Origin of the sequence: Caulobacter flavus (assembly GCF_003722335.1) — a bacterium.
In the GTDB taxonomy this organism is placed as follows: domain Bacteria; phylum Pseudomonadota; class Alphaproteobacteria; order Caulobacterales; family Caulobacteraceae; genus Caulobacter; species Caulobacter flavus.
This window is the reverse complement of the sequence record NZ_CP026100.1, coordinates 2,934,000-2,952,117: the sequence shown is the minus strand read 5'-3', so window position 1 is coordinate 2,952,117 and position 18,118 is coordinate 2,934,000. Positions and strand designations below refer to the sequence as shown.

The following is an 18,118-nucleotide window of genomic DNA, read 5'->3' as shown; positions in this document are numbered from 1 at the left end:
GAAGGGGTGGATACTGCCGCGCTAACGCCCAGCGTCCACCCCTAATTCCGTGTCTCGTGGAAGGATCTTGCGCGGGGAGCCTTAGCCCGCCTTCAGCGCCAGCGAGGCCGGCTTCAGGCCCGGGGCCGAGGCCAGGACCCGCACTTCGCCAGCCTGGCCGCGCCTGGTGCGCACGATCACCTGGGCCAGGCCGTTGAAGACCTTGCGCTGGCTGGCGACGTCGCTCTCGTGGCTGGTCGGGTTGCCGTTGCCCACGCCGATCACCTCGCCCGGGCCGGTCACCGCGAAGGTGACCAGGTCCTCGGCCTTGGGCACGACGCGGCCCTTGGCGTCGACCACCTCGACCTTGAGGATGCCGACGTCCTGGCCGTCGGCGGCCAGCGCCGAGCGGTCGGTGGTCAGGCGCACGGCGGCGGCGGGACCGGCGGTCTCGCGGCGCTGGCGCAGGATCACCTTGCCGTCCTTGTAGCCGTGGGCCTCGATCACGCCCGGAGCGTAGGGCACCGACCACTCGACGTGGTGGTTGGCCTTCACCTCCCGCACGCCCTGGCTCTTGCCGTTCACGAACAGCTCGACCTTGTCGCAGTTGCTGTGGACCCAGACGGCGACCGGCTTGCCTTCCTGGCCTTCCCAGTTCCAGTGCGGGAACAGGTGCAGCAGCGGCTCTTTCCGCCACCAGGCGCGGTAATAGTAATAGTTGTCCTTCGGGAAGCCGCAGGTGTCGAGCGCGCCGAAGTGCGAGCTGATGCTGGGCCAGCGGTTGAAGGGCGTCGGCTCGCCGCGATAGTCGAAACCGGTCCAGATGAAGCCGCCGGCCATCCACGGACGGTCGGCCGCGTGGCTCCACCACTTCTCGGCCGTGGTCGCCCACCAGGGGTGGTCGGTGTCGTAGGCCGGGACGTAGCTCTTGGCCGCGCTGCGCAGGTATTCGCCGCGCGTGGTGACCGTGCTGCCGCTCTCGCTGCCGATGATCGGCAGGTTCGGGAAGCGGGCGTGGAAGTCGTCCATCTTCTCGTGGCGGTAGTTGAAGCCGATGACGTCGAGCTCGGCGGTGATGCCGTCGCCGAAGCCCGAGTCCATGGCCGCGGTGACGCCGCGGGTCGGGTCGAGGCGGTTGACCAGGCGGCGCATGGTCTTGGCCACCTTGCGGCCGCGCGCCGTGCCCTGCTGGGGCTCCTCATTGCCGATCGACCACAGGATGATGCAGGGGTGGTTGCGGTCGCGGCGGATCAGCCTCTCCATCTCGTCCAGCGAGGTCGGGTCGCTGGACATGCGGCGCGTCTCGGCGATGAACAGCATGCCCAGGCGGTCGCAGGCGTCCATCAGCTCGGGCGTGGCCGGGTTGTGCGAGGCGCGATAGGCGTTGCAGCCCATCGACTGCAGCTGCTCGATGCGCCAGACCTGCAGGGTGTCGGGAATGCCCGCGCCGACGCCGGCGTGGTCCTGGTGGTTGCAGGTCCCCTGCAGCTTGACGTGCTTGTCGTTGAGGAACAGGCCTTCCTTCGGGTCGAAGCGCACCGAGCGCACGCCGAAGGTCGTGGTGTAGCGATCGACCACCGCGCCGCCGACCTTCACCTCGGTCACCAGCGTGTAGAGGTGCGGGTTCTCCAGCGACCACAGCACCGGCTTTTCCAGGGTCACGGTCTGCGACAGCGACTGGCGCTGCCAGCTCGGCAGGCGACCGGCGGCGGGGGCCACGACCAGGGCCGGCTTGCCCGCGCCGTCCAGCACGGTGTGCGTCAGGTCGAACGCGACGGCCTCGTCGCCTTCGTTAGCGAGGTCGGTCTCGATCTCCAGCGTGCCGTCGACCTTGGACTTCACGAACACGCCCCACTGGGCCACGTGCACCGGGGCGGTCTTGACCAGCCAGACGTGGCGGTAGATGCCCGCGCCCTCGTAGAACCAGCCCTCGCCGAGGCTGGCGTCGACGCGCACGGTGATCAGGTTCTCACCGCCGACATTGGCGATGTCGGTGATGTCGACGCGGAAGCTGGCGTAGCCGCTTTCCTCGCTCTCGAGGACGTAGCCGTTCACCATCACCACGGCGTCGCGCATGACGCCGTCGAACTCGATCGACAGGCGCGTGCCGGTCTCGACGGCCGGCAGGGTGAATTTCTTGCGGTACCAGCCGATGCTGGTCTCTGGGAACTCGCGGCCGATGGCCTTGTAGCCGTGGGCGGCGCGCAGGTCCTCCTCGTCCGGCTTGCCGGTCGGGACGTAGTCGGTGTTGTTGGCGAAAGGCAGGGTGACGGCCCAGTCGTGCGGCACGGTGACCGGGGTCCAGGCGCTGTCGTCGAAGTCCTTCTGGGCGGCGGCGGCCACCCACCAGTTCGGCGCGTCGGCGCCGGCCTTGGCGTAGGTGCGCTGATTGGCGCCGTAGCCGAAGTCGCGGGTGGGATCCTGGGCGTGGCCGAGGTGGAACTTCCAGTCGAAGTCCAGGCTGGTGCGCTCGCGCGGGCCAAGGTCGACGACGACCGGCGCGGCCTTCCTGACGGGAGCGGCGGGCTTGGCGGCGGCTTGGGCGGAAGACACGGCGGCGAAGGCGGCGACGCCGGCGGTGGCGGCCAGGGCTTGCCGGCGGCTGAACTCGACCATCGGGGACCTCTCTAAGCAAAAAAGAAGGGAGAGAGCCGGCGAGGCTCCCTCCCCCAGCAAAGGATCGTCGGGGAGGAATGACGTCCTGGAATGGAATCCCCTCGCCGAAGCGAGGGGAAGATAGACGGGTTTAGAACTTAACCGTGACGTCCATCAGGAAGCGACGACCATAGATGTCGTAGCGGCCCAGGCGGTTTTCGTCGCCGTCGCGGTAGGTGCGCATGGCGCGGTTGGTCAGGTTGTTGGCCTGGAAGCGCACGCCGACCATGTCGTTGATCTGGTACGAGGTGCTGAAGTCCAGGGTCTTTTCCGTACCCAGGGTCTGCAGTTCCGAGCCGTTCCAGCCGTAAATCACGGTCATCGGGCTGTGGTACTTGTAGCCCAGGCGGGCTTCGATCGGACCGTTGGAGTACCAGAGGTCGACCGTCGCGGTGTGCTTGGCCAGGCCGGTCAGCGACAGCGGCTTGGTCGACGGCGTCATCTCGTTCAGGTCGGAGTCGACATAGGCGTAGTTCGAGTAGACGCCGAACTTGTCCAGGCCCGAGGGCAGGAAGAAGAACGGCGTCTGGAAGGTCGCCTCGACGCCCTGGATGTAGCCGCCGCCGCCGTTGACCGGGGTCGCCACCGCATAGGTGGTCGTGCCGTAGGTCTCGGGGGTCTGGGTCCAGCCGATGTAGGTGTCGACGTCCTTGTAGTAGTAGGCCAGGGCCACCAGGGCTTCCGGACGGAAGTACCACTCGCCCGACAGGTCGAACTGGACGGCCTTGAACGGCTTCAGGTTCGGATTGCCGCCCGAGCCGGTGTAGGGCGCCCAGGTGCTGAGGGTCTTGCTGGCGCGCAGTTCGTCGAGCGGCGGACGGGCCACGACCTGGGCCAGGCCCAGGCGCACGACCTTGCCGTCGCCGAAGTCGAACTTGGCGTTCGCCGAGGGCAGGACGTCGGTATAGTCGTTGTCGACCGTCACGGCGGTGAAGGTGGCCGCGCCGGCGTCCTGGCGGTAGCCGTCGCTGCTGGTCTTGGTGGTGACCACGCGCACGCCGACGTTACCCGTCAGCCACGAACCGGCGAAGCTGTCGGCGGCGAAGTTCAGCTTGGCGTAGGCCTCGCCGACCTTCTCGTTGACCTTCCAGCGCTGGGCCAGGTTGTCGCGGGCGTTGGCGTAGTTGAACGCGTTGTCGCCGTAGATCGCACGGCCGACGGCGTCGATGTCGCCGGTGATGACGCCCGGAACGTTGAAGCCGCCGATGGTGTAGGAGCTGAGCAGGCTGGCCGGCACGGTGGTCGACTGCAGGCAGTTGCCCCACTCGTCCTGCAGGCTGGCGTCGTAGATGTTGCTCAGGTTGCCCGGGTTCGCGCAGACGAACCACTGGCCCTGGCTGTGATCCTTGGTGCGGTCCGACACGCGGAAGCCGAACTGCAGGCTCTTGAACGTGCCGCTCAGGTCGCGGGTGAAGTCCAGGGCCCCGGCCACGAGTTCGTCGTTCAGGTGCTCCAGGCCGTCGTTCTGGCCGCCGTTCTCGCCGGCCTTGCCGGCTTGAGCGGTCTGGACCATCGAGATCGGGTCCTGCGAGGCGGTCACGAACGGCTTGGCGCCGGCGCGGACGTCATAGCTCAGCGACGAGGGCCAGCTGTCCATACGGACGGCGCGCCAGTTGTTCTCGCGCTCGGCCTTCGAGTACGAGATGTCGCCGGCGATGGTCCACTGGTCCTTGTTCCACTTGCCGTTCAGGCCGGTGGCGAACAGCGTCTTGTCTTCGGTGTAGCGAGCCAGGATCGAGGTGATCGAGCCGTAAGGCAGGGTCGCGGCGACGACGGCGTTGTTTTCCAGCGTGTAGGACGCGCCGGCGCCGTTGTAGTCGCCCCAGTTGCCGTTGTTCCAGTTGCCGCGGTTGCGGGCATAGACGGCCTGGTCCTGGTCTTCGCGGATCTTGATGTTCGAATAGAGGGCGTCGAACTTCAGTTCGAAGTTGTCGCTCGGCTTCCACTGCAGGCCGGTGGAGACGCCGTCGCGCTTCTGCTCGAGCTTCTTGACCTCCAGCTGCAGGCCCCACGGGGTGGCGTCGGCGATGCCGTCGCCGTTCAGGTCGCCGCTGTAGTCGCTGGCGCCGACGGGGGTGCGGATGTTGGAGTCGTTCCAACCCCAGCCCTGGAACGACACGTAGCCGTTCTTCTGCTTCTGCGAGGTCAGGCCCAGCACCATGGCCAGGTCGTCGTTGAACTTGTGCACGAACGAGCCGCTGGCGCGGTAGCCGGTCTGGCCGTAGTCCGGGATGTCCTTGCCGCCGTCGTAATAGACGGGGCCGGCGCGCAGCACGACCGACGGACCGCGGTAGTCCAGCGGGTCGATCGTCTGGATGTTGATGGTGGCCGCGACGCCGCCGGCGATCAGGTCGGCCGACTGCGACTTGTAGACCTGCACGCCCTGGACGACTTCCGAGGGGTAGACTTCCCAGCGGACGTTGCGGTCGGGCTCGGACGAGGCGACTTCACGGTTGTTGATGGTGCCCAGCACGAGGCGGGCGCCCAGGCCGCGTACCACCGCCTGGCTGTCGTTGCCTCGGTCACGGGTGGCGTTGACGCCGGGCAGGCGGGCGATCGACTCGGCGATCGTCACGTCGGGCAGCTGGCCGATGTCCTTGGCCGAGATCGCCTCGACCACCTTGTCGGAGCCTTGCTTCACGCCCAGGGCGTCGCGCAGGCTCTTGCGCACGCCGGTGACGACGACTTCCTCGACCTGGGTGTCGGAAGCGGGAGCCGCGTCCTGCGCCCAGGCGGCGGACGAAACGGCGAGCAGGCTCAGACCGCTGGCGGCGGCGAGCAGCATGGATTGTCGGGTCATCTAGTTCCCCCAATTAGGACGCGACGCCTTCTGCGGGCGTGGCTGTCTTCTGGTTTTGCGGAGAGGACCGGCGTCCAACGGCCGGATCAGTGGGGCGCGACGGTCCGCGCCGGAAGGAAAACCACGTCTCTGACGGACGCTGACGCGCCGGCTCTGCGGACCGGCGCGCCAGTGCTATTTATCATATCAATCACATCTGACAAGTCGTCAGGGCTGGGCGGGCAACCGCACGGCGCTGGGCTTGGCCGAAATGGTCGCGGTAACAGCCGAAGCCGCCTCCACCGCCGCCGCCGTCGGGGCCGTGGCCACGGTCACCGAGGCGCCCGGCATCAGGCGCGTGCGATAGACGAAGTCTGAGCCTTCGCGGACCATCGGGCGCGGGCCGGCCCCGCCCAGGAAATCGCCGTCGATGAAGGCCGAGGCCTTGTCGCCCGCCGCCACTCTGAAGGTCGTCTCGACCGGCATGGCGTAGGTCGTCGACAGCCACTTGATCCCTTCGACCGGCTGGCCCTTGAAGTCGAACAGGGTCGAGTTCTCCCAGTTGGAGCCCGTGCCCCAGCGGGTCTTGCACTTGGTCGAGACCCAGGCCGGCTCCCAGTAGAAGACGCCCGTGCCGCCGCTGGCGAAGACCAGCTGGGTCAGGTCGATCAGGTACTTCTTCTGGCCCTCCTGCGTCGCCGGATAGCCGGCGATCAGGGAGTCTTCGCCCAGCAGGTTGGGCGAGCTGTCGGCGCCTTCGGTGGTGAAGGGATAGGACGTCTCGACCACCACCACGTCGGCCGCATAGGTGTGGCGCAGGCGGTTGATGGACTCGCCCAGCTGCGCCATCGAGCGCTTGGACCACTTGCTGTAGTAGCTGATGCCGATCATGTCGTAGTCGGTGACGCCGGCCTTGGCGGCGGCCGCGAACCAGTCCTCGACGGTGTCGGGCTGGGCGATGTGCAGCATCACCCGCGGGTTCTTCGAGCCCTTGGCGCCCGCGTCGCGCACGGCCTTGATGCCGGCGTTGAACAGCAGCGCGTTGCGCTCCCAATTGATCGGATCCTTGGCCTTGGCCAGGCTGGAGACGATCTCGCCGTTGGTCTCGTTACCCACCTGCACCAGGTCGGGCATCAGGCCCTGGGCGTCCAGCTTGGTCAGGGTGTCATAGGTGAAGGCGTAGAGCGCCTTGGCCTGGTCCGGCGTCGACAGCTTTTCCCAGGCCTTGGGGGCCAGCTGCTTGTCGCCGTCGGCCCAGTCGTCCGAATAGTGGAAGTCGAGCAGCACCTGCAGGCCGGCGGCCTTGGCGCGCTTGATGCTCTTGGTGACGTCGGCGATGTTCGAGTAGTTCGTCCACTGCGGGTCGTTCCACAGCCGGATGCGGGCGATGTTCGAGCCGGCGTCCTTGAAGAACTGGTACTGCTCGACGGTCTTGTCGCCCGAGCGGTAGACCGCGCCGCAGTCGTCCATCTCGTTGGCGTAGGAGATGTCGACGCCCAGATACGTCTTGGGTCCCTTGGCGGGTTCGGCCGCGACGGCGGCGGTGGAGGCCATCAGGCTGGCGATAAGACCCAGGCCCAGCTTCCGAAGATGTCCCGACATGGCGATGCTCCCGTTCTGTGCTCCCGGCCCGATGAAGGCCCGGCCGGGATTTCGGGGCGGAATATCTTCGTATTGATATTACAAATCAACCCTCGGAACCGAGCGCTATCCTGACAAAGTTTTGCAGGGCGGGTGACGGCGTTTTCCCAGTCGCCAGGCTGAGTTGCGCGATCGGCGTTCCCCCGGCGATGGGCCGGAAGACAACGCCGTCCAGCGCCAGCCGGGCCATCGACACCGGCACGATCGACACCCCGAGCTCGGCCGCGACCAGCGCCACCAGCGACAGCATCTGCGGCGCGGGCTGGCCCAGGATCGGCTCGAAGCCGCTGCGCCGACAGGCCTCGACCGCGGCGTCGAAGACGGTGGGCCCAAGACCGCGCGGCGTCAGGATGAAGGCCTCGGCCCGCAGGTCGTGCAGGTTCACCTGCTCGCCGGCCGCCGCCGGATGCGAGGCCGGCAGCACGGCCACCATCTCCTCGCCGTCCAGGTCGTGGAGCCTCAGGCCCTCCAGGTCGACGGCGCCGGGCCGCAGGAAGGCGGCGTCCAGCGCCCCCTGCGCGACCTCGGCCGCCAGGTGGGTGCTGTTGGTCTCGGTCAGCGACAGCTCGACGTCCGGATAGCGCCGGCGATAGGCCCTCACCGAGGCCTGAACCGCGCGGTTGAGCACCGCCGAGCCCGTGAAGCCCAGCCGCAGCGAGCCGCTCTCGCCGCGCGCCGCCTTCTGGGCCTGCAGGGCGGCCGCCTTGGCCTGGCCCGGCATGTTGCGCACGGCGGCGTGGAACGCCTTGCCCGCCTCGGTCAGCTCGGCGCCCGTCGGCAGGCGCCGGAACAGGGTCACGCCCAGCTCGGCTTCCAGGTCCTTGATCTGCTGGCTCAGCGGCGACTGGCCGATGCCGATCCGAGCGGCCGCCCGCGTGAAGTGCCCCTCCTCGGCGACGGCCAGGAAGTAGCGGATGTGACGCAGTTCCACGCCATCTCCAAAAGCTATCGAAAATCCGATCGTCACATATTGGACTGTCGGAAGGCGGAGTTCTAGATCAGCGCCATGACTGCCGCCACCCTCGCCGCCTCTCCCGTCCGGGACGCCGCCCAGAATGCGAGACGCCTGCGCCGGATGTCGCTGGCCCTGTTCCTCGGCGGCTTCTCGACCTTCAGCCTGCTCTACTGCGTGCAGCCCCTGCTGCCGACCTTCGCGCGGACCTTCGCCCTGTCGCCGGCCCAGAGCGCGCTGGCCCTGTCGCTCAGCACCGCCACCCTGGCGATCGCCATCCTGCTGGCCGGCGGCGCGGCCCAGCGGCTGAACCTCAAGAGCCTGATGTTCGGCTCGATGGCGCTGGCGGCCGCCTGCAACATGGCCGCCGCGCTGGCCCCGACCTGGCCGCTGCTGCTGGCCGCCCGCGCCGCCGAAGGGCTGCTGCTGGGCGGCGTGCCGGCCGTGGCCATGACCTACCTGGCCGAGGAGACCGAAGCTTCCGACCTCGCCGCGGCCATGGGCCTCTACGTCGCCGGCACGGCCTTCGGCGGCATGGCCGGACGAGTGGGCATGGGCCTGCTGCTCGCCGCCTTCGACTGGCGCATGGCCATGGCCGCCATCGGCGCCGTCGACCTCGTGGCCGCCGTCGCCTTCTTCGCCCTGCTGCCCAGGCCGCGCCACGCGCGCACGCCCGCGCCCGAGCGCCTCTCCGATCGCCTGCGAACCTGGAATGAGGCCTGGCGGCGGCCCGGCCTGCTGGCCCTGTTCGGCCTGGGCTTCTGCCTGACCGGCGTGTTCGTGGCCCTGTTCAACTACGTCGAGTTCCGGCTGGAAGGCGCGCCCTATCGCCTGAGCCAGACGCAGGTCGGCCTGATCTTCCTGGTCTACGCCTTCGGTGTGTGGTCGTCCTCGACCGCCGGGCGGCTGGCGCAGCGCTACGGCCGTCGCCGCCTGCTGCTGGTCGGCCTCCTCGTCATCCTGGCCGGGATCGCCCTGACCCTGCCGACCAGCCTGGCCAGCGTCATCGCCGGGATCGCCCTGGTCACCACCGGCTTCTTCATCGCCCACGCCATCGCCAGCGGCTGGGTGGGACGGCTGGCCGGACCGGCCAAGAGCCAGTCGGCGGCGCTGTACCTGCTGTTCTACTACGCCGGCTCGAGCCTGGCCGGCGCGGTTGGCGGATGGTTCTGGCGGCACGGCGCCTGGCCAGCCGTCGCCGGCTTCACCGCCATGCTGGCCATTGCCGGTGTCGCCCTGGCCCTGCGCATTCCCCGGGAGGACCCGGCATGACCGACCGCCAAGCCCTCGTCTTCCTGCCCGGCCTGCTGTGCGACGCCCGCCTGTGGCGCGACCAGGCCGACGACCTGGCCGACATCGCCGATCCGACCATCGCCGACCTGACGCTGGACGACAGCGTCGCGGCCATGGCCGCCCGGGTGCTGGAGGCCGCGCCCGAGCGCTTCGCCCTGGCCGGCCTGTCGATGGGCGGCTACGTCGCCTTCGAGATCCTGCACCAGGCGCCGCACCGCGTGGAGCGATTGGCGCTGCTGGCCACCAGCGCCGCGCCCGACACGCCGGCCCGCGCCGAGAACCGCCGCCGGGCCATGGCGGCGGTGCAGGTCGGGCGTTTCCTGGGCGTCACCCAGCGGATGCTGCCGCAGTTGCTGCATGCCTCGCGGCTGGACGAACCGCTGGGCGCCGAGGTCAAGGCGATGGCCGCCCGCGTCGGCGGCCCGGCCTTCCTGCGCCAGCAGAGCGCCATCCTGGGCCGGCCGGACTCGCGCCCGCTTCTGGCGTCGATCACCGTCCCGACGCTGGTGGCGGTCGGCGACAGCGACCAGTTGACCCCGCCCGCCGAGTCCCAGGCGATCCACGCCGCCATCGCCGGCTCTCGTCTTCACGTCTTCGAGGCTTGCGGACACCTGCCGGCCATGGAACGTCCCGACGAGACGACCGCCCTGCTGCGCGCCTGGCTGACGGAGACCTGAGATGACCCCTCCCCGCCTGGCGGTCTACGGCTCGCTGGCGCCCGGCCGGCCCAATCACCATCACCTGGCGCCGCTGGGCGGAACCTGGACCGCCGGCGTCGTGCGCGGCCGGCTGCGGGCCGAAGGCTGGGGCGCGGCCATCGGTTTTCCCGGCCTGGAGCTCGATCCCCAAGGCGAGGCGATCGCGGTGCAGGTGCTGGAGAGCGAGGCGCTGGCGGCGCATTGGGCGCGGCTCGACGCCTTCGAGGGCGCCGGCTACCGCAGGGTAAGCGTCACGGTCGAATCCGAGCCCGGCCCGTCGAGGCCTGGATCTACGTCCTGGCCTGACCTCCCGGCGGGCTCGTCATGCCACCGGTGGCAGCACGACCTGCGCCAATCCCCGAAAATCGTGGTTCGCAACCCTGCGTTCCACGAAAGTTCCCCTTTACGGAAGCCGCGAGGCGCCTGCCATCATCCCCCGCAACGATCAGCCGCGCAAAGCGGCGACGCTTTCGAGGAGGATACGAGTATGGCGGACGCCGTCGCGACGTCGGGCGCAAAGAACGGAGAGGTCGTTCAGCGCAAGGACGCACTGGTCATCGGCGCGGCGTCGGTGGGCACGGTCTTCGAGTGGTACGACTTCTACCTGTACGGCTCGCTGGCCACCTACATCACCCACCACTTCTTCTCGGGCGTGAACGAGACCACGGGCTACATCTTCGCCCTGCTGGCCTTCGCGGCCGGCTTCGCCGTGCGGCCGTTCGGCGCTCTGGTGTTCGGACGCCTGGGCGACCTGTGGGGCCGCAAGAACACCTTCCTCGTCACCATGCTGCTGATGGGCCTGTCGACCTTCGTGGTCGGCCTGCTGCCCAGCTACGAGCAGATCGGCGTCGCGGCCCCCATCGCGCTGGTGCTGATGCGCCTGATCCAAGGCCTGGCCCTGGGCGGCGAGTACGGCGGCGCGGCCACCTACGTGGCCGAGCACGCCCCGCATGGGCGGCGCGGCTTCTACACCAGCTTCATCCAGATCACCGCGACCTTCGGCCTGTTCCTGAGCCTGGTGGTGATCCTGGCCACGCGCTCGACCGTCGGCGAGGACGCCTTCCAGGCCTTCGGCTGGCGCATTCCGTTCCTGATCTCGATCGCCCTCCTAGGCGTGTCGCTTTGGATCCGCCTGCAGCTTTCCGAAAGCCCGTCGTTCCAGAAGATGGTCGACGAGGGCAAGGGCACCAAGCAGCCGCTGAAGGACAGCTTCGCCCGCTGGGGCAACCTGAAGATCGTCATCCTGGCCCTGGTGGGCCTGACCGCCGGCCAGGCCGTGGTCTGGTACACCGGCCAGTTCTACGCCCTGTTCTTCCTGGAGAAGATGCTCAAGGTCGACGGCGCCGTGGCCAACACCCTGGTGGCCATCGCCCTGCTGATCGGCACGCCGTTCTTCGTGGTCTGCGGCTGGCTGTCGGACAAGATCGGCCGCAAGCCGATCATCATGCTGGGCTGCGCCCTGGCCGCCCTGACCTACTTCCCGCTGTTCAAGACCCTGACCAGCGCGGCCAACCCGCAACTGGCAGCGGCCACGGCCTCGGCGCCGGTGACCGTGGTCGCAGACCCGGCCGACTGCTCGTTCCAGTTCGATCCCGTCGGCAAGACGGTGTTCAACACCTCCTGCGACCTGGCCAAATCCTACCTGGCCAAGGCCGGCGTCAGCTACGAGAACCAGCCGGTGGCCGCCGGCGAGGTGGCCGAGGTCCGCATCGGCGAGACCGTCCTGCCCTCGTTCCGCGGCGAGACCCTCTCGAAGGAACAGTTCGCCGTCGAGAAGAAAGCCTGGGAGGCCAAGCTCGGCGAGGCCCTGAAGACGGCCGGCTATCCGGAAAAGGCCGACCCGGCCAAGATCAACAAGCCGCTGGTGGTCTTCGTCCTGACCCTGCTGGTGATCTACGTCACCATGGTCTACGGCCCGGTGGCGGCCATGCTGGTCGAGATGTTCCCGACCAATATCCGCTACACCTCGATGAGCCTGCCCTACCACATCGGCAACGGCTGGTTCGGCGGCTTCCTGCCGACCACGGCCTTCGCCATGGTCGCGGCTACGGGCAACATCTACTACGGCCTCTGGTACCCGATCGTCGTGGCCGCCGTGACGGCGATCATCGGGATGCTGTTCCTGAAGGAAACCAAGGACGTGGATATCGAAGCGTAGGATCTCCTCCTTCGTCATCCCGGAAACGGCGAAGCCGTTATCCGGGACCCAGGAGACCGGGCGCGGCGGATAGATCAACCGCCCTTCAGGAGCCGACGCGTTGCGGCGGCTCCTGGGTCCCGGCTCTCCGCGCTACGCGCTCCGGCCGGGATGACGACCTTGGATCTGGATCAGCCCCGCAGCGAGAACGGCACCCAGCGGCGGTCGTTCTCGAACACCTCGAAGGCCCGATCCACCGGCGGGAAGGCCCGCTGGGAGCAGTCGTCGCGCTCGCAGATCCGGCAGCTGACCCCGATCGGCGCCGAGGGGCCCGCAAGGTCCAGCTCATCGGCATAGACCAGCTGGTCGGCGTAGCGGGCCTCGCAGCCGAGGCCGAGCGCATAGCGCCGCTCGGCCTGGCGATAGGCCCCCGACGGCTTCACCACCCCGCGCGCGATGCAGACATAGCGGACGGCGTCAGGCATCTGCGCCAGTTGCACCAGCCAGGCGTCGGGCCGGGCGAAGGCGTCGTGCACGTTCCACAACGGGCAGGCCCCGCCGAAGCGGGCGAACTGCAGGCGCGTGGCGCTGTGGCGCTTGGTGATGTTGCCGGCCCTGTCGAGCCGCACGAAGTAGAACGGCACGCCCCGCGCGCCCGGCCGCTGCAGCGTCGACAAGCGGTGGAACACCTGCTCCAGGCTGGTCTGGAACGTCAGCGCCAGGCGTTCGATGTCGTGCCGCGCCGCCCGCGCCGCCTCGCGGAAGCGCTCATACGGCAGCACCAGCGCGCCGGCGGCGTAGTTGAGGAGGCCTGTGCGGCAGACCTTGGCGGCGCTGTCGCTGCGAAAGCCAGCGGCCGACAGCTCGGCCTCGACGATGTCTGGCAGCGTGAGCGCTGCGATCTGGTAGGCCAGCTGGAAGCTGCGCGTCGCCTCGGGATGGGCCGCGCCGATGGCCACCGTCCGGCTGGCGGCGTCCCAGTGGCGCAGGAGGTCGGGCTCGCCGCTGCGCACCACGCGCACGCCCAGGCGGTCGGCCAGATAGGCCTCCAGCGCCCGCTCGCCGCCTCCGCCGATCTGCGCCGACAGGTCCTCGGCGGCGACGTCGAGGCTGTGGATGTAGTTGTTCTTGTAGTGGAAGAAGTCTCGGACCTCCTCGTAGGGCAACAGCGCGCTGGCCGCCCCGCGCTCGTCCAGCGACACCGCCTCCTCGGTCGCCTTCAGGCGCTCGTCCAGCCGGCGATAGGCGCGGTGCAGGTCTAGATAGGCCTTGGCGAGGTTGGGCGTGTTGGCCACCGCCGCCTTGATCTCCGACAGGGCCGGAGCCTCTCCGCCCACGGGGGCGTCCGCCGTGGCCTCGCGCAGGTCGGCGATCAGGCGCTGGTCGTCGGCGGCGTCCAGCGAGGCGGCGTCGACCTCGAACACCCGCATGACGTCGATCAGCACCCGGGCGGTGACCGGGCGCTGGTTGGCCTCGATCTGCGACAGGTAGCTGGCCGACAGGCCCAGCTGGGCGGCGCAGGCCTCCAGCTTCCAGCCCTTGGCCTGGCGCAACAGCCGCAGACGCGGCCCGATGAACAGCTTCTCTCCCATTTCGCAACTTTGCTATTTCACAAGATGCAAGTTCGCAAGCCCTCGCCACGGCCTCAATTTTCTTGAGCCGGGAACCCGAAGCCACGCAAAATCTCTTCTTTGCGACGTTCACGGCTCGGTCGGAGTAAGCCTTGCAACACATCCTGGAAGAGCTGGAGCGTCGTCGTGAGCAGGCGCGGGCCGGGGGCGGCGAGAAGCGGGTGGCGAGCCAGCATGCGAAAGGCAAGCTGACGGCGCGCGAGCGCATCGACCTGCTTCTGGACGAGGACTCGTTCGAGGAGTTCGACATGTTCGTCGAGCACCGGGGGACCGAGTTCGGCATGGCCGAGCAGAAGGTGCCCGGCGACGGGGTGGTGACCGGCTGGGGGACGATCAACGGCAAGGTCGTCTACGTGTTCTCCAAGGACTTCACGGTGTTCGGCGGCTCGCTGAGCGGCGCGCACGCGGCCAAGATCGTCAAGGTCCAGCGCCAGGCGATGAAGGCCGGCGCGCCGATCATCGGCCTGTTCGACGCGGGCGGGGCGCGCATCCAGGAGGGCGTCGACAGCCTGGCCGGCTATGCCGACATCTTCCTGGAAAACACCCTGGCCTCGGGCGTCATCCCGCAGATCAGCGTGATCATGGGCCCCTGCGCCGGCGGCGACGTCTATTCGCCGGCCATGACCGACTTCATCTTCATGGTGAAGGATACGAGCTACATGTTCGTCACCGGCCCGGACGTGGTCAAGACCGTCACCAACGAGGTCGTCACCGCCGAGGAGCTGGGCGGGGCCCGGGTGCACGCGGCCAAGTCGGGCGTGGCCGAAGGCGCGTTCGAGAACGATCTGGAGGCCCTGACCCAGGTGCGCCGGCTGGTCGACTTCCTGCCCTCGTCCAACCGCGAGAAGGCTCCCATCCGCCAGAGCTTCGACGACCCGCATCGCCAGGAGGCGAGCCTCGACACCCTGGTGCCCGCCGATCCGGGCAAGCCCTACGACATGAAGGAACTGATCTCGAAGATCGTCGACGAGGCCGACTTCTTCGAGATCTCGTCCGAGTGGGCTAGGAACATCGTCTGCGGCTTCGCGCGGATGGACGGCCAGACCGTCGGCATCGTCGCCAACCAGCCGCAGGTGCTGGCCGGCGTGCTCGACATCGACAGTTCCCGCAAGGCCGCCCGCTTCGTGCGCTTCTGCGACGCCTTCGAGATCCCGATCGTCACCCTGGTCGACGTGCCGGGCTTCATGCCGGGCACCAAGCAGGAGTATGGCGGCCTGATCAAGCACGGCGCCAAGCTCCTGTTCGCCTATGCCGAGGCCACCGTGCCCAAGGTCACCCTGATCACCCGCAAGGCCTATGGCGGGGCCTATGACGTGATGAGCTCCAAGCACCTGCGCGGCGACTTCAACTACGCCTGGCCCACCGCCGAGATCGCGGTGATGGGGGCCAAGGGCGCGGTCGAGATCATCTTCCGCCAGGAGGCCAAGGACCCGCAGGCCCTGGCCGCCCGCGAGGCCGAGTACAAGGACCGCTTCGCCAATCCCTTCGTCGCCGCCAGCCGCGGCTATGTCGACGACGTCATCATGCCCCACGGCACCCGCAAGCGCATCGTCCGGGCCCTGCACTCCCTCAAGGGCAAGGTGCTGACCAACCCCTACAAGAAGCACGACAACATTCCGCTCTGAGCCGCCGAGCGAGATGCTCCCCCCTTGGGGGAGCTGTCGCGAAGCGACTGAGGGGGCCGCCAAATGCGGTGCTTACCCCCTCCGGCCCTCCGGGCCACCTCCCCCAGAGGGGGAGGATCTGGAAAGACAAGACCAACCGTCCGAGGGCCGCCGATGTTCGACAAGATCCTGATCGCCAACCGGGGCGAGATCGCGGTGCGGGTGATCAAGACGTGCCGTCGGTTGGGGATCGCCACGGTGGTGGTCTATTCGGACGCCGACGCCGACAGCCTGGCGGTGGAGATGGCCGACGAGGCGGTGCACATCGGGGCCTCGCCGGCCGCCCAGAGCTATCTGGTCGCCGACAGGATCATCGCCGCCTGCAAGCAGACCGGGGCCCAGGCGGTGCATCCGGGCTTCGGCTTTCTGTCGGAGAAGGCCGAGTTCGCCCAGAGGTGCGCCGACGAGGGCATCGTGTTCATCGGTCCCAATCCCGGCGCGATCAGCGCCATGGGCGACAAGATCGAGAGCAAGAAGTTCGCCGCCGCGGCGGGCGTCTCCTGCGTGCCCGGCCATATCGGCGAGATCGCCGACGTCGCCGAGGCGCTGAAGGTGTCGCAGACCATCGGCTATCCGGTGATGATCAAGGCCAGCGCCGGCGGCGGCGGCAAGGGCATCCGCGTGGCCTGGAACGCCAAGGACGTCGAGGAAGGCTTCCCGGCCGTGCGGGCCGAGGCGGCCGGCGCGTTCGGCGACGACCGGATCTTCATCGAGAAGTTCATCGAGAGCCCGCGCCACATCGAGATCCAGGTGCTGGGCGACAGGCACGGCCACGTCGTCCACCTGTTCGAGCGCGAATGCTCGATCCAGCGGCGCAACCAGAAGGTCATCGAGGAGGCGCCCAGCCCGCTGCTGGACGAAGAGACCCGCGCGGCCATGGGGGCCCAGGCCGTGGCCCTGGCCAAGGCGGTGAACTATGACTCAGCCGGCACGGTGGAGTTCGTCGCCGGCCAGGACAAGAGCTTCTACTTCCTGGAGATGAACACCCGCCTGCAGGTCGAGCATCCGGTCACCGAGCTGATCACCGGCCTTGATCTGGTCGAGCAGATGATCCGCTCGGCGGCGGGCGAGCCGCTGGCGTTCAGGCAGGACGATCTGGCCATCAACGGCTGGGCGGTGGAGAGCCGGATCTACGCCGAGGACCCCTATCGCAAGTTCCTGCCCAGCATCGGCCGGCTGGTGCGCTACGCCCCGCCCGCCGAGGGCCAGAAGGACGGCTACGTCGTGCGCAACGACGCCGGCGTGCGCGAGGGCGACGAGATCTCGATGTACTACGACCCGATGATCTCCAAGCTCTGCACCTGGGCCCCGACCCGGGGCGAGGCGGTGGGCGGCATGGCCCGGGCGCTGGAGGACTTCCACATCGAGGGGCCGGGCCACAACGTGCCGTTCCTGGCCGCGGTGATGGACCAGGCGCGCTTCGCCTCCGGCCAGCTGGCCACCAGCTACATCAAGGACGAGTTCCCCGACGGCTTTTCCGGAACCCAGCCCACCGCCTTCCAGGCCGACCTGCTGACCGCCGTCGGCTGCGCCATGCAGCGAGTGCAGGGGCAGCGAGTGCAGGGCCAGCGCCTGGGAAGCCTCCGCGCCGACTGGACCGTGGTGATCGGCCACGACAAGCGCCGGGTGCGCCTCTCTGGCGACGGCCAGGCCCTGACGATCGAGCTGCTCGACGAGGGCCGCACGCTGCACCTCTCCGACATCGCCTGGCGGCCGGGCCTGCCCACCTTCCGGGGCGTGCTGGACGGAACGGCCTTCACCGCCGAGGTCGCTCCCGCGCCCGAGGGCTTCACGATCCGCCACCGCGCCGCCAGGGCCCGGGTCCTGGTGCTGACCGCCCGCAGCGCCGAGCTGCACGACAAGCTGCCGGCCAAGGCCCCGGCCGACACCTCCAAGCTGGTGCTCTCGCCGATGCCGGGCCTGGTGGTCTCGATGGACGTCGCCGTCGGCCAGCAGGTCCGCGAAGGCGAGGTGGTCTGCGTGCTCGAGGCCATGAAGATGCAGAACATCCTGCGCGCCGAGCGCGACGCCGTCGTCAAGACTGTCAACGCCAAGCCCGGCGACCCCGTCGCCGCCGACCAAGTGCTCGTGGAGTTCCAGTGAGCGTTCCCGATCTCGCCATCCCCGGTCCACGGACAAAGGCGGCGCTCGCGCTGGCCGAACGTCGCCGCCGGGCCCAGACGACCGTCCGCGAGGGAGTTCCGATGCAAGCCGTCCATACCGCTGCCACCGCCCCCGCCCCGCGCTTCGCGCTGCGGTCGTCCGAGCTGCCGATCGGCGTTGTCGCCGAACAGCTGGGCCTGACCCTGCGCGCCATTCGCCACTACGAGGAGATGGGCCTGATCGCCTGCGGGCGGGGACCCAAGAACGTCCGCACCCTGGGCCAGTCGGCCCGCGCGCGGCTGGCGGCCATCGCCGACCTCAAGGCCCTGGGCCTGCCGATCTCGGAGATCGCCGACCTGCTGGGACCGGACGGCGCCTGCCCGGACCGCCTGAAGGCGCGGCTGAGGGCGCAACTGGAGGCGCTGGACGCGCGGCGGAGCGCGATCGCGGGGTATCTGTCGGGGCTGTGACCCCCTCCGGCCCTCCGGGCCACCTCCCCCAGAGGGGATCGTTGCATAATGGGGTAAAACAAGAACGACTTTCCCCTTTTGATTCCGAACTGTTCTCGAACGGATTCTGGTCTGTT

At 68.8% G+C, this 18,118-nt stretch carries 11 protein-coding genes and 1 pseudogene; 7 read left to right on the top strand and 5 right to left on the bottom strand.

Annotated elements, in window-relative coordinates; translation table 11 throughout:
• Positions 1-81 precede the first annotated feature (81 nt).
• The 4 genes from galA to C1707_RS13535 form a co-directional block, all read right to left on the bottom strand.
• On the bottom strand, positions 82-2,595 hold the full coding sequence (galA, locus tag C1707_RS13550) for a beta-galactosidase GalA (RefSeq protein ID WP_101715801.1): 2,514 nt from the start codon (positions 2,593-2,595) through the stop codon (positions 82-84).
• Positions 2,596-2,725: 130 nt separating this feature from the next.
• Positions 2,726-5,434 carry a TonB-dependent receptor gene (locus C1707_RS13545; protein WP_101715800.1) on the bottom strand — a complete coding sequence of 903 codons (2,709 nt, stop codon included), beginning with the start codon at positions 5,432-5,434 and terminating at the stop codon, positions 2,726-2,728.
• A gap of 207 nt (positions 5,435-5,641) precedes the next feature.
• The gene (locus C1707_RS13540; RefSeq protein WP_101715799.1) at positions 5,642-7,015 is read right to left on the bottom strand and encodes a glycoside hydrolase family 53 protein; all 1,374 of its coding nucleotides are present in this window, start codon (positions 7,013-7,015) and stop codon (positions 5,642-5,644) included.
• Positions 7,016-7,100: 85 nt separating this feature from the next.
• Entirely contained in the window at positions 7,101-7,985 is an 885-nt protein-coding gene (locus tag C1707_RS13535) for a LysR family transcriptional regulator (RefSeq protein ID WP_101715798.1), read from the bottom strand.
• Between the two features lie 75 nt (positions 7,986-8,060).
• Between C1707_RS13535 and C1707_RS13530 the strand changes: the two genes are divergently transcribed.
• The 4 genes and pseudogenes from C1707_RS13530 (at position 8,061) to C1707_RS13520 (ending at position 12,155) form a co-directional block, all read left to right on the top strand.
• On the top strand, positions 8,061-9,278 hold the full coding sequence (locus C1707_RS13530; protein WP_101715797.1) for an MFS transporter: 1,218 nt from the start codon (positions 8,061-8,063) through the stop codon (positions 9,276-9,278).
• Complete coding sequence (locus tag C1707_RS13525) at positions 9,275-9,976, top strand: alpha/beta fold hydrolase (protein ID WP_101715796.1); 702 nt, start codon at positions 9,275-9,277, stop codon at positions 9,974-9,976. The genes C1707_RS13530 and C1707_RS13525 overlap by 4 nt, the downstream gene beginning before the upstream one ends.
• Before the next feature lies 1 nt (position 9,977).
• Positions 9,978-10,250 (top strand): annotated as a pseudogene (locus C1707_RS26760) (gamma-glutamylcyclotransferase); the annotation flags it as partial.
• A gap of 234 nt (positions 10,251-10,484) precedes the next feature.
• Positions 10,485-12,155, top strand: coding sequence for an MFS transporter (locus C1707_RS13520; protein WP_167482911.1), 1,671 nt, complete (start codon positions 10,485-10,487; stop codon positions 12,153-12,155).
• A 170-nt stretch (positions 12,156-12,325) separates the two neighbouring features.
• Here C1707_RS13520 and C1707_RS13515 read toward each other — a convergent pair whose 3' ends face one another.
• On the bottom strand, positions 12,326-13,726 hold the full coding sequence (locus C1707_RS13515) for a helix-turn-helix domain-containing protein (RefSeq protein WP_101715794.1): 1,401 nt from the start codon (positions 13,724-13,726) through the stop codon (positions 12,326-12,328).
• A 131-nt stretch (positions 13,727-13,857) separates the two neighbouring features.
• Between C1707_RS13515 and C1707_RS13510 the strand changes: the two genes are divergently transcribed.
• From C1707_RS13510 to C1707_RS13500, 3 genes are all read left to right on the top strand, one after another.
• Positions 13,858-15,390: an acyl-CoA carboxylase subunit beta gene (locus C1707_RS13510; RefSeq protein ID WP_123170754.1), complete on the top strand. Its 1,533-nt coding sequence runs from the start codon at positions 13,858-13,860 to the stop codon at positions 15,388-15,390.
• A gap of 153 nt (positions 15,391-15,543) precedes the next feature.
• Positions 15,544-17,532, top strand: coding sequence for an acetyl-CoA carboxylase biotin carboxylase subunit (locus C1707_RS13505; protein ID WP_123170753.1), 1,989 nt, complete (start codon positions 15,544-15,546; stop codon positions 17,530-17,532).
• Positions 17,533-17,633: 101 nt separating this feature from the next.
• On the top strand, positions 17,634-18,002 hold the full coding sequence (locus C1707_RS13500; RefSeq protein ID WP_101711277.1) for a MerR family transcriptional regulator: 369 nt from the start codon (positions 17,634-17,636) through the stop codon (positions 18,000-18,002).
• The last annotated feature ends 116 nt before the right edge of the window (positions 18,003-18,118 follow it).